10 protein-coding genes are annotated in these 12,125 nt (G+C 59.0%); 3 read left to right on the top strand and 7 right to left on the bottom strand.

Going from position 1 to position 12,125, the window contains the following annotated elements:
- Nucleotides 1–92 precede the first annotated feature (92 nt).
- The 5 genes from ABD903_RS12950 to ABD903_RS12930 all read right to left on the bottom strand — a co-directional run bounded on the left by ABD903_RS12950 (nucleotide 93) and on the right by ABD903_RS12930 (nucleotide 3,567).
- Nucleotides 93–752, bottom strand: a complete 660-nt coding sequence (locus ABD903_RS12950; RefSeq protein ID WP_345224846.1) for a hypothetical protein — start codon at nucleotides 750–752, stop codon at nucleotides 93–95.
- 167 nt (nucleotides 753–919) lie between these two features.
- The gene (locus ABD903_RS12945; RefSeq protein WP_345224845.1) at nucleotides 920–1,246 is read right to left on the bottom strand and encodes a HesB/IscA family protein; all 327 of its coding nucleotides are present in this window, start codon (nucleotides 1,244–1,246) and stop codon (nucleotides 920–922) included.
- A gap of 84 nt (nucleotides 1,247–1,330) precedes the next feature.
- The gene (locus ABD903_RS12940; RefSeq protein ID WP_345224843.1) at nucleotides 1,331–1,738 is read right to left on the bottom strand and encodes an ATP-grasp domain-containing protein; all 408 of its coding nucleotides are present in this window, start codon (nucleotides 1,736–1,738) and stop codon (nucleotides 1,331–1,333) included.
- Nucleotides 1,739–1,824: 86 nt separating this feature from the next.
- The gene (gene iscU, locus ABD903_RS12935) at nucleotides 1,825–2,241 is read right to left on the bottom strand and encodes a Fe-S cluster assembly scaffold IscU (RefSeq protein ID WP_345224841.1); all 417 of its coding nucleotides are present in this window, start codon (nucleotides 2,239–2,241) and stop codon (nucleotides 1,825–1,827) included.
- A 111-nt stretch (nucleotides 2,242–2,352) separates the two neighbouring features.
- Nucleotides 2,353–3,567 carry an IscS subfamily cysteine desulfurase gene (locus ABD903_RS12930; protein WP_425555474.1) on the bottom strand — a complete coding sequence of 405 codons (1,215 nt, stop codon included), beginning with the start codon at nucleotides 3,565–3,567 and terminating at the stop codon, nucleotides 2,353–2,355.
- A 165-nt stretch (nucleotides 3,568–3,732) separates the two neighbouring features.
- Here ABD903_RS12930 and mce point away from each other — a divergent pair, with 165 nt between their 5' ends.
- On the top strand, nucleotides 3,733–4,158 hold the full coding sequence (gene mce, locus ABD903_RS12925; RefSeq protein ID WP_345224839.1) for a methylmalonyl-CoA epimerase: 426 nt from the start codon (nucleotides 3,733–3,735) through the stop codon (nucleotides 4,156–4,158).
- A 67-nt stretch (nucleotides 4,159–4,225) separates the two neighbouring features.
- Here mce and ABD903_RS12920 read toward each other — a convergent pair whose 3' ends face one another.
- A complete protein-coding gene (locus tag ABD903_RS12920) occupies nucleotides 4,226–8,746 on the bottom strand; it encodes a beta strand repeat-containing protein (RefSeq protein ID WP_345224837.1) in 4,521 nt (1,506 codons plus the stop codon).
- Nucleotides 8,747–9,038: 292 nt separating this feature from the next.
- Here ABD903_RS12920 and ABD903_RS12915 point away from each other — a divergent pair, with 292 nt between their 5' ends.
- Nucleotides 9,039–9,614, top strand: a complete 576-nt coding sequence (locus ABD903_RS12915) for an L-threonylcarbamoyladenylate synthase (RefSeq protein WP_345224835.1) — start codon at nucleotides 9,039–9,041, stop codon at nucleotides 9,612–9,614.
- Between the two features lie 88 nt (nucleotides 9,615–9,702).
- Here the strand turns inward: ABD903_RS12915 and ABD903_RS12910 are convergent, their stop codons facing one another.
- Nucleotides 9,703–10,446: a DUF2306 domain-containing protein gene (locus tag ABD903_RS12910; protein ID WP_345224834.1), complete on the bottom strand. Its 744-nt coding sequence runs from the start codon at nucleotides 10,444–10,446 to the stop codon at nucleotides 9,703–9,705.
- 176 nt (nucleotides 10,447–10,622) lie between these two features.
- Here ABD903_RS12910 and ABD903_RS12905 point away from each other — a divergent pair, with 176 nt between their 5' ends.
- Nucleotides 10,623–12,062: a CCA tRNA nucleotidyltransferase gene (locus ABD903_RS12905; RefSeq protein WP_345224833.1), complete on the top strand. Its 1,440-nt coding sequence runs from the start codon at nucleotides 10,623–10,625 to the stop codon at nucleotides 12,060–12,062.
- Nucleotides 12,063–12,125: the final 63 nt, after the last annotated feature.

Raw genomic sequence — 12,125 nt, 5'->3', positions numbered from 1 at the left:
TCCTAGTCGGGAAGAGGCTTTTTTAGTGCTCTGTGGTTTAACAGGAGCTTTAATTACAAGCAGTCTGTGCCTTGGTAAGCGCCCGCGTAATTTTAAACATGGGCTTCCGTAACAGCAGCTACGCTACCGGTAGGCTTCTTTACTTTTGCAGCAGCCTGAAAGCCAAGCCACACGCTGGGTTCATCTTGCTCAAAAATGCGAAAGTAAGTGCGCAACTGCTCAATGGTGCGTTCGTTTTGCTTGAGCAACCGCTCCAACGACTGACGGTCGGTGGGGTTTTCGTTGCTGCTGGCTCTACGCAACTCTCCCAGTAGGGCTTGGGCTTGCTGGTAATGGGTGGGCAGGAAGCGCCGCTTGCTGAGGGGGCCACTGCGTTCCGGCGCAAGGCTGAGCAAACGACGAGCTTCTTCAGCAAACCGGGTTTCGGTTAGCTTGGGTAACTGGTTAACATTACCCGCCAAGGCCAGCAAGCGGTTGTCTTTGGTACTTGCGGCTACAGCGTGCAGTCCGGCCGTTAGGCGGCGCAGTAGTTGCGTAAGTTGGTTGCGAAGTCCTTTTCCGCGCTCCGCCTCCTCCGGTTGCGTCAAGGCTTGGGTAGCCAGGCTGCTGGCTTGGCTCAGAGAACTACTGAGCAGTTGACGCAGAGGTGCCACATCGTCCTCGATGTCGGCATACTGTTCGACTTCAGTATTTAAAAAAGAAACCAAGTCGGCGTCGCGGCGAAGTCGGGCTTCAACCAATTCATTTTTCATACGGTGCTAGCAGTAGCAGGAGAAATAAAGCCGGCAAGGTAACCATAACCGGCCGCCTCACCAATGGCGAAGTGTAGCAATGGGATTTGCGCGTGGTGGTTAAAGCAAAATGCCCTTTCCACCGATAGGTGAAAAGGGCATCATGGGGTAGGTTTACTGGTGAACCGCTACACCGAAAAACTTTCGCCGCAGCCGCAGGTGCGGGAGGCATTTGGATTGTTGAAGTAAAACCCTTTGCCGTTCAGGCCGTCAGAGAAGTCGAGTTCGGTGCCAGCCAAGTAAAGGAAGCTTTTCATGTCGACAACTACGCGCACGCCTTTGTCTTCGAACTCCTGGTCCATGGGGCGCACCTCGTCGTCGAAGTCCAGCTGGTAGGAGAGGCCCGAGCAGCCACCGCCAGCCACGGAGGCACGCAGGCGGAACGCGTCGGTGAGGGAAGCGTCGTGCATGAGCTTCTCTACTTTCTCTTTCGCTTTGTCGGAAACGGTAATCATGATCTTGGTTGCTTTTGGCTGAAGGCAAATAGCTGTCAGCTTTGAACGAGGCCAATAGCCAACAGCTATTTAGCTAACAACTTCCTAGGAAGAAGGATTCAGAACCACACTGAACACGGTAATGGTGTTCAGGTCGCGGCCGTAGTAAAGTTTGTCGAGTGCCTCGTACACGTTGTGGGCCCGGAAGTACGAGGTTTGCAACTCCTTGTCGCCGCGGGCGCGCCACTGCAGGGTGTATGAGCTTTCGGTGTCGCGGGACGTTTGCACGTAGCTGAGCATCTTCCGCAACGCATCAAGCTTGTCGTAGCCCACTTCGTACCGAAACAGAAAGCTCTGGTGGTGGCGCGGGTTGACGGTAATCAGGTCCAGGCGCACTTGCCCGTCGAGCTGGCGGAAGTCGAACACCAGGTTGCCGGGCTGCAAGCCCAGCGCGTCTTCAATCAGCCGCTGAATGCGGGCGCTTTCGACGTGTACGTCGTTGGAAACTTCCATCGGGTTCAATGGCAGAATGAGTGAATGGCAGAATGAGTGAACCAAACGTCCATTCACTCATTCTGCCATTCACTCATTCAACAATGTTAATGGTGCGACTTAGCGGCTTCCAGTTCCGGCAGGCCGTTTTTCACGCGGTAGTCGTTAATGGCAGCCTTAATGGCGTCTTCGGCCAGCACCGAGCAGTGAATTTTAACCGGCGGCAACGCCAACTCTTCCACAATCTCCATGTTGTCGATGCTCAGGGCCTCGTCAACCGATTTGCCCTTCAGCCACTCCGTAGCCAGCGACGACGACGCAATGGCCGAGCCGCAGCCGAAGGTTTTGAATTTGGCGTCGGTAATCACGTTGGTGGTTTCGTCTACCTCAATTTGCAGGCGCATTACGTCGCCGCACTCAGGAGCACCCACCAAACCGGTACCTACGTTTTTCTTGCTTTTGTCCAGCGTGCCCACGTTGCGGGGGTTGCTGTAGTGGTCGATTACTTTATCGGAGTAAGCCATGGCTTTTTTCAGTTGTCAGTTGTCAGTTGCGAGTTGTCAGCCAGATCGAGCTTCAGGTCCTTGTCAGAAATTGACTGGCAACTGATAACTCGCAACTGACAACGCTAAATATTAATGTTCGGCCCACTCAATGGAGTTGAGGTCGATGCCTTCTTTGAACATCTCCCACAGCGGCGACATTTCGCGCAGCTTCGTTACGGCTTCCTTAACGTGGCCGATAGCATAGTCAATCTGCTCGTCGGTGGTGAAGCGCGACAAGCCGAAACGCAGCGAGGAGTGAGCAAGGTCGTCGCTCAGGCCCAGGGCCTTAAGTACGTACGAAGGTTCCAGCGAAGCGGACGTACAAGCCGAGCCCGAAGACACAGCCAGATCCTTCACGCCCATCATCAGGCCTTCGCCTTCCACATATTTAAAGGAGATATTGGTTACGTGCGGCAGGCGGTTTTCCCGCGAACCATTCACGTAGCTTTCTTCCAAAGTCAGCAGCTCACGCTCCAACCGGTCGCGCATGGCGCTGATGCGCTGGGTGTCGGCTTCCATTTCGAGGCGAGCCAGCTCGCAGGCTTTGCCCAAACCCACAATGCCGGGAACGTTCAGAGTGCCCGAACGCATGCCGCGCTCATGGCCGCCGCCGTCCATTTGGGCGGTTACCTTAACCCGCGGGTTCTTGCGGCGCACATACAAAGCACCGATGCCTTTGGGGCCGTACATTTTGTGGCCGGTAAAGGCCATCAGGTCGATGCCGTCGGCAATTACGTCCACCGGAATCTTGCCTACGGCCTGGGTGCCGTCGGTGAAGAACAGCGCGCCGTGCTTTTTGGCAATGGCCGAAATGGCGCGGATGTTCTGCAACACGCCGATTTCGTTGTTGCCGTACATGATGGTCACCAGAATGGTCTGGGGCGTCATGGCAGCCTCCAACTCGTCGAGGTTGATGAGGCCTTCGTCGTTTACCTGCAGGTAGGTAACGCGGGCGCCCACCTTCTCGAGGTGCTTGCAGGTATCGAGCACGGCTTTGTGCTCGGTGGTGGCGGTAATGATGTGGTTGCCCTTCTGGGCGTACATCTCATATACCCCCTTAATAGCGAGGTTATCCGACTCGGTAGCGCCCGAGGTGAAGATAATTTCCTTCGGGTCGCAGTTAATGAGCTGCGCAATTTGCTCGCGGGCGTAATCCACGGCCTCTTCGGCCTGCCAGCCAAAAGGGTGGTTGCGCGAAGCCGCGTTGCCGAAATGATCGGTAAAATAGGGCAGCATGGCCTCGAGCACACGCGGATCCATGGGTGTGGTGGCGTTGTTGTCGAGGTAAATGGGCAGCTTCAGCATGGTGCTTCGTGGTGCTGGTGAACGGTAGCGTAAAGGTAGCTAGCGGAGAATGATTCGCTTCTAGAACAGCAGAAATCGGCCGGAGGTTTACTTTTACCGCACAAAAGTAGACACAATCCAAACAACGTTGGTACTACCCGTGTCAACGACTTTTCCCCCGCGCTTATGTTCACGAATCTGGAACACCTCGGCTTGGCCGTAAACGACCTGGAAGCCGCTACGGCTCTGTACACTACGTTGCTCGGAATGGAGCCCTACAAGCGCGAAAGCGTGGAGAGCGAAGGTGTGGATACCGTGTTTTTTAAAGTAGGCGGTTCGAAAATTGAGTTGCTGGGCGGCACTACTCCAGACAGTGCCATTACCAAATTCGTGGCGAAAAAAGGGGAGGGCATTCATCACGTGGCTTTTGAAGTAGCCGATATCCGGGCGACCATGCAGCGGCTGCGCGAACAAGGCTTTACCCTGCTCAACGAAGAGCCAAAACGCGGCGCCGATAACAAGCTGGTCTGTTTCGTGCATCCCAAAAGCGCCCACGGCGTGCTGGTGGAGCTCTGCCAGGAAATGACTTCGCCCGACTTAGACGTGGAGTAGCCCACGCAAGAGAACAAGAAAAAAGGCCCGAACAGCTGTTCGGGCCTTTTTTGTGAAGTGCAGTAGCTTATTCTACTACCACCTGACGGGTAACCAATTCCTGGCCTACCTGCAGGCGCAGGGTGTAAACCCCGGTGCTCAAGCCAACCGTCGAAAGCTTTTGCTCCACACCGCCGTTGGTGAGCGTAAGCGGCTGCGTGCGCATAACCTGACCCAGCGCGTTGATTAGCGTGGCTTGACCGTTGCGAGCTGCGCCGGCACCGCTGATGCGTACCGACAACTCGCCACTGCTAGTAGGGTTCGGGAATACATCAACAACGCCAGTAGACAGGCTACGGCGGTTGCTGAGAACTGTGCCAAGGGTGAAGTTGCCCTGCGTATCGCCGTTGCCATAGCCGGAAATTGCCAGGTAGTACGTGGTGCCAGCGGTGAGGCCAGTGAAGGTTACGTTGCCCACCGACTGGTTAGCCCCGGAAGAGGCCCGGCAGGCCACCTGGGTGAAGGCGGTGGAGCAAGTGGCAGCCGTGTACAAACGTACCATGCCCGTAGCCGCACCTGTCATGCCGAAGGCGAGCGAAGTGGTGTTGGCCGGCATGGTGAGCGTGTACCATATATCACGCGGGGCGTTGGCTGGTGAACAAGCTGGCGTAACAATGCCGGGCAGGGAAGTAAACGTAGCGCCCACATTCGAGCCGCTGACCGGAGTAATAGCTCCACTGGCGTTTACCGTTAGGGCCGGAGCGCCGCAAGGCTCGTTGTTGAGCGCAGCAGTAGGAGCCGTGCGGAAGCAGATGGGACCTGCGTTCTGGCTGGTGCTGGTGCTGCCGGGTGCGCAAACCTGCTTCACGTAGTAGCAGTAGTTGGTGTTGGCTGCCAGGTTGGTGAGGGTAGTAGTTAAACCGGTGATGTTGGTAACCACCGTGCCCGTACCTACGGTAAAGCCCGAGAGGCCGTATTCAACCGTGAACGTAGCGGTGCTGCTGGCAGCGCCAGCCCATTCCAGCACGGCCGTGCTGCTGGTTACGCTGCGGGCAATGGGGGCAGTGGGCACCGGGCAAGCACCGGTGGACACCGTTACCGGGCCAGCGTTGCCCGAGAACGTGCCGCCGCAATTCTGGCGCACGTACACTTGGTATGTTACGCCGGCCGTGAGGTTGGTGAGCGTGGTGGTAGTACCGGTTACGGGGATGGTGGTACCCGAGCCCAGCGTGAAGCCGGATGGTCCGTATTCCACCACATAGGTACCACTGCCTGCCGAAGCCCAGGTGATAACCGCCGACGTAGAGGTAGAGGAGCTAACCACGAGGTTGGTGGGCGACAAGCAGCCCGTAGCTGATTCTACCCGCACGTTGTCCAGACCGATGTCGGTGACGCCAAAGTCGCCGCGGCCACGGAATCGGATAACGGCCGTGGCAGAAGTAGTAAGCAGGTTAACCGTTTGGTTCTGGAAGCCCGCCGCAACCGTTCCGCTCTGGCCTAGGCGCAGCAACGCCGGCCCGAAGGTTACGCCGCCGTCGGTGGAAAGGTGTACTGTAAGCGAGTCATTGCCCGAGGTGTTGATAAAATCAAACGTCAGGCGCTTGGTGCCGGCAGCACTTAGGTTTGCGTACAGATCCAGGAAGCCCACCGTGCCCGAGGAGGCATTGTAGGAGTGGAAACGCGCCGAACGCGAGCCTTGGCTGGCAGCAGGCGTGTACATGCCTAGGGTAGGGCCGCTCCAGCCGCCGGCCGCGCCGTCGTCGTCGCGGCGCCAGGAGGCGTCGGCGTCGGTTGGCGAGGGCGTGCTCCGCCAGCTGGCCGTGGGAATATCGCGGGTGCCGCAACCGTCAACCCAGTTGTTTTCGAAGCTCTCGATAACGGGCAGAGTGGCGTAGGTAGGAGCATTCAGCGAAACCGTAACGGCCGTGGAAGTTGCCGACTGGCCTGAGCAGGTAAGTACGGCTCGGAAATACGTGGTAGCCGTGAGAATCGGCGTGGTGAAGTTGCTGCTGGTGGCGCCGGCAATGTTAGTGAAGGTGGTGCCGTTACTCGACTGCTGCCATTGGTACGTTAGGCCCGTACCAAACGAAGCGCCCTGCAGGCCCAGAGTTACCGAGCGGGGTGAGCAGAAGCTGGTGTTGCTGGCCGTGGCCGCACCGGGGGTAGGAGGTGCAGTGCAAGGAGCTGCCGGTGCAATGGTAATGATGTAGTCTTCGGTTTCACCCGAGAAGAACTGCACGCAGGCATCGGAAGCGCCGTTCGGGCTGCCGGTGCTACGGCTGCGCACACGCATGCCCGTTTGGCCCATAGCAGCCGAAGTAGGAATAGTAATGCTTACCGTAGCGGCCTGGTTGGCGGTGGAGGTAGTAGTCACCTGGGTCCACTCGGTGGCTTCAAAGGTGCCGTTTTGGTTGTAGTCAATCCATACCGAGAGAATAGCAGCAGCAGCGGTAGTTACCGCAAACTGGTACGTAGAGCCCGGCGAAACCGTAGCCGTGGTGCTGCCCGAAGCCGGGTACGATGTGTAGCTGCTGCCGTTAACCGAGCTGCAGGTTGTGCCCGCGTTGTTCAGCGAGGTGTTCTGAATGGCCACCGTCGTAATGTCGGCAGTGCCGCAGTAGTCACCTAGGTTGGTGTTGCAGTACGCGAACGTGCCGCTGGTAGTGAATTGGTTTACGGCACAGCCAGTAGCAGCTCCGTTGGCATTGCGCGGTATTACCTGGTAATAGTAGGTGGTGTTGGCGGCCAAGGGCGTGGCTGGCGTGTACGTGGTGCCGCTTTGGTTAGCCGAAACCAGGGGCGGCGTAGACGTGGTACCAAAGTATACATCGTATCCGTTGGGAACCCCCGTGCCAGCAGCCCAGGAAATGGTTACCGGGCGTGGTAAACCGGTGGCGTTGTTAGCCGGCTGCAGGTTGGTAGCGCAGCCAGGAACCGTGGTAACCACTTGCACCTGTACGTTATCGATGCCAATGTCGGTGGTGCTGAAGTCGCTGCGGGCCCGCAGGCGGATAACCGCCGTAGCAGAAGCCGTAGTGGGCAGCGCTACCGTACGGCCCGTCCAGGTGGCGGCTGTGGTGTAGCGCGCCAGAGCCGGGCCAAACGTGGCACCACCGTCGGTGGATAAGTGTACCGTCAGGGTGTCCGAGCCAGACGTGTTGATGTGGTCGAACGTCACGAACTTGGCACCGGTCGGGCTCAGGTTCACGTGCAGATCGAGCGTACCAATGGTACCCGTGGTGGCACCGTACGAGTGGAATCGGGCCGAACGGGCGCTGCCGTTAGCCCCGGCGGGCGTGTACATGCCCAGCGTGGGGCTGGTCCAGCCGCCGGCCGCGCCGTCGTCGTCGCGGCGCCAGGAGGCATCGGGGTCGGTTGGCGAGGGCGTGCTCCGCCAGTTGTTGGTGGGCACGTCGTTCGTGCCGCAAACGCTGATCCACGTGTTTTCAAAGGTCTCACTAACGGGCAGCGTAGCATAGGGCGCCGCCAAGCAGGCCGTCCGGAAGGTAGCCGAGGCCGCAGCCGTGCTTTGGCTGCCGCCGCAGTTGCTGATAACGGAAACCGAGTACGAAGTGCTGGGCGTGAGACCCGTAAGCGTAATGGGCGAACCGGTGCCCGTTGCGGTTTGGGCGCTGCCGCCCTGCGGCGTGTAGGTAACCGTGTAAGAAGTAGCCGACTGCCCGGCGGTAAAGGTTAGCTGCGCCGAAGAAGACGTAATGGCGGTTACCGCTAAGTTCGTAGGCTGAAGGCAAGCCGTAGGCGAGGGCGGCGTGAACGTGTACGTCAGGCCGCTGGCCGGGAAGACCGTGGTGGTCAGGGGCATTGCGTCGGTGTTGAGCGTGCCCGGTGTGCTGGCCGCCCAACTGCCAGTGGCAACGGCCGTACGGTTCAGAAAATCCGAAGCCGTGGCGCCGCGCAAGCCCACCTGAGGAGCCCCGTTAACCGTGGAGCTTTCGGTAAACGTGCCGTACACGAAGCTTACCACGTTGGTGGTTTCGCTCAGCCGAATCTGGAAGTTGTAAGACTGACCCGTTCCCGCGAAACGCCGGTAATTGGTCCATTGTACCACCAGCGTACGATTGGGGGCCGTGCCAATAGTCTGGTAGCTGAGTTCACCGCCGGCCTGTGCCTGCAAGTCGCGCGACAGAGGTGCAATAATGTTGGTCGTTGACGTGCTGGTGTTGCTCAGGGGAGTGTAATTGCTACCGGCGGCAAAACGGGCGGCCACGGCCGTAGCTCCCGCGCTGCTGTTGCCCAACGCAATCCAGCCGTTGTTGTTGATGGCAAAAACGTTGTGGTTAGCTCCGTTGTAGCGGAACGTAAACCCGATGGGCAAACCCGGGCCGGCCGTAGCCGTGGTTACCCCCGCCGGAACGGTCGGGTCGTTAAACTGCTGATCGTCGCTCGTGGTAGTGCCCACCACGTTACCGCCCGTAACGGCGGTATAGGTGCCAGTCGTTTGGGTGAACGAATACACACTGACCTGGGCATAGGCGCCGGTGCTACCCAGCAGCCACAGCAGGGCCATTAGCCACCAGGGCCGGTTGCGGGAATGCGCAGGTGGGTGCACAACGGGGGTGCTACCTGTACAGGGTAATGTTTGGGGCATAGAAGAGAAGGTTGGGTGGAAAAAGAAAAAGCAACAAAAAGGAAAAAGGCACGGTACCGTTCCCGTAGTTGAGCGCAACTCGCCCTCCGGCCTGCAACTTTGGGCCGATGGCAATGGAAAAAGGCTGAAGCAGGTGCGAAAACGGGGTGGATGCATCCCGTTACAAAACGGGCCTATTTCAAGTCCATAATGTACAGCGTTTAGGTTTACACGCCAAATACGCAGGAGCTTAAACGCCACCCGTTACTAAACTCAGTCGCTCTATTTTTGCGTTTCCCGTCCTGTCTTTCCCATGAAGCTGTTCCACCAAGAAGTTGAAGCCGCCGTAGAGGCCCTGTTGTTGCAGGAGGTTATTCTGTACCCCACCGATACCGTGTGGGGGCTGGGCTGCGACGCCGAAGTTCCGCCGGCGGTAGAGCGCATTTATAAACTCAAGCAACGGCCCGCCGGAAAGGCGAGCATTGTACTGGTGGCCGACGAGGCCATGTTTGCCCGCTACGCCCAAACCGTGCCCGCCAATTTACCCGAGCTGCTGGCCGCGCAACAACGGCCCACAACTTACGTGGTGCCCGGCAGCCGTTTCCTGGCGCCTAACCTGCTGGCCGAAGACGGCACCATAGGCCTGCGCATTGTGCGCGACCACGAGTTCTGCTTTAAAGTGCTGCGCCGTCTCGGGCACGGCTTGGTGTCCACATCAGCCAACATTAGCGGCCAACCCACTCCGGCCACTTACAAAGAAATCGACCCCTCAATTGTGCGCGGGGCCGATTACGTGGTGGGAATTGGACAAGACGACGAAACGCGCAACGTGCCGTCGCGCGTGGTGCGGGTGCTGCCCGATGGCTCAGTGGAGGTACTGCGCGATTAAGCACCTGACCGAGTTGATTCTGCACCTGCCGCTTTACGCGGGGTCTTCTCGCTGGAAGCCTTTTTAACTGTGAGCATTCCCGTGCCGGTTAAACAGGACTAGCGGGGCGAATCGTCGGTATCCCTGTGGGATGAAGGCGGCGCTTATAGTGACGCACGGTGCGCGCTATGAGCACACTGCCCAGTACCGTGGGTGCAATCCAGCCAACCAGTCCGCTCCATTGCGGGGCGTCCTCGGGCAGCCAGCGCCCAAGGTTCACCACCACGAAAGCCGTGGCGGTCGAAATGTAGGAGCCACCCATCCGGATGAAATGCCGGTATACCCAAGGCTGGGCCGCGGTAGCCGTTACCGGCCGCAGCGCGCGCCAGGTGTCCAGGCCAGCAAATACGCAGAGCAGTCCACCGATGAAGGCGAAGAGCACCGCCTTCAGCCAAATGCCTGTGCCCACCATTACCAGCCCTGCCAGGGCCGTAAAGGCACCCAACAGCATGTCGAATACGGCCGGCACCGGACTTCGGCGGCGGGCGGCCCGCCAGCCGCTGAAGCTCAGGTAAAAGCTCAGCAGGGCCACACCCATCAGGAACAGCCTGCCGAGGTTGAGTGGCTGCAGCAGGCACAGCAGCACGGCCGTGACGGCCACCGTGAACATGCAATACACGTACAAGCGGCCCGCCCGCACGTGGGTAAGGCCGCCTTTACGGCCTAGCATGGGGACAAGGCCAGTCAGCAAGGCCGTGGTACCAGCCGCTATGTGCAGTCCCAGCACCAGGCGAACGGGTAGAGCAGTGGCGGGCAAGGCAAAAAACGGGGCGTCAAGCAGAACGAGTGGCATAGCCGTAGCAGGTTTAACGGAAACGTTGTAAACCTGGGCTATTCTAGCGCGGCCGCCAACTGTCCGGTCCCGAAGCGTCGGATCAGGCGGATGAACCGGCAATTGAGCCGGATGACCGAGCACCAGTTTACCCCGCGCCGTATGGTTGCTAGCGCGCGGTTCCCGAACTTTGCGCCATGAAGAACCCGCAGTTGCCCGACCTCCCGCTGTTTCAAACCATTGCCGATGCCGCCGGCGAGCTAGGCTTCCCTGCCTACGTTATTGGGGGCTACGTGCGGGATTTGGTGCTGGCCCGCCCGAGCAAAGATGTGGACGTAGTGTGCGTGGGCGACGGCATTCAGCTGGCGCAGGCTGTGGGGCGCAAGTTGCCGGGACGGCCGCGTGTAACCGTGTTCAAGAACTTTGGCACGGCCATGCTGCCCACGCCCGATATTGAGGTGGAATTTGTGGGCGCCCGCAAGGAAAGCTACCGCGCCGAGAGCCGCAAGCCCGAGGTGGAAGCCGGCACGTTGGAAGAAGACCTGGCCCGGCGCGACTTCACCATCAATGCGTTGGGCCTGAGCCTGAACGCTGCTGATTTTGGCGCCCTCGTTGACCGGTACGACGGCATGGGCGACTTGCAGCGCAAAACCATTCGCACGCCCCTCGACCCCGACATAACCTTCTCCGACGACCCGCTGCGCATGATGCGGGCCGTGCGATTCGCCACGCAGCTCAATTTCGACATCGACCCCGATACGTTTGATGCTATTATCCGCAACAAGGAGCGGATCAAGATTGTGTCGCAGGAGCGCATCACCGACGAGCTGAATAAGATTATCATGACGCCCAAGCCGAGCTACGGCTTTAAGCTGTTGTTCAGCTCGGGCCTGCTTACGCTCATCTTCCCCAAAATGGCGTTGCTTCAGGGCGTGGAAAAACGCGGGCAGCAAGCGCACAAAGACAACTTCTACCACACCCTGCAAGTGCTCGACAACGTGGTGTCGGCTGGCGGCGACTTGTGGCTGCGCTGGGCCGCCATTCTGCACGACATTGCCAAGCCCGCCACCAAGCGCTTCGACCCCAAAGTGGGCTGGACCTTTCACGGCCACGAAGACCGCGGGGCCCGCTGGACGCCGCAAATCTTCACCGAGCTAAAGCTGCCCTTAGGCGAAGAAATGCGCATGGTGCAAAAGCTGGTGAAGCTGCACCTGCGGCCCATTGCCCTGGTCAAGGAAACCGTTACCGACTCGGCGGTACGCCGTCTGCTCTTCGAAGCCGGCGACGATATCGACCGCCTGATGCTGCTGTGCCGTGCCGATATTACCAGCAAGGACCACCAGCGCGTGGCGCGCTACCTCACCAATTTCGGGCGGGTAGAAGAGAAACTGAAAGAGGTGGAAGAAAAAGACCACCTGCGCAACTTCAAGCCGGTTATTACGGGCGAGGTCATCATGGAAACCTTTGGCCTAGCGCCTTCGCGCACGGTAGGGGAGCTAAAGGATGCCGTACTGGAGGCTATCCTCGACGGCAAGGTGCGCAACGAATTCGCCGAAGCCTTTCCCTTTCTGCTGGAGCTGGGCAGCCGCAAAGGCCTCACCCACCACGCTACCCCCGCGCCTTCAACGGAGTCCTGAGGCGAATAGTAAACAGACATTTCACAACTTGATTGCAACAAAGAAGGCGCGCCCAATGGGCGC

The sequence above is a fragment of the Hymenobacter koreensis genome (genome assembly GCF_039541855.1).
GTDB classification, from domain to species: domain Bacteria; phylum Bacteroidota; class Bacteroidia; order Cytophagales; family Hymenobacteraceae; genus Solirubrum; species Solirubrum koreensis.
The sequence above is the reverse complement of the archived record's forward strand: the minus strand, read 5'-3'. Positions and strand labels throughout refer to the sequence as shown.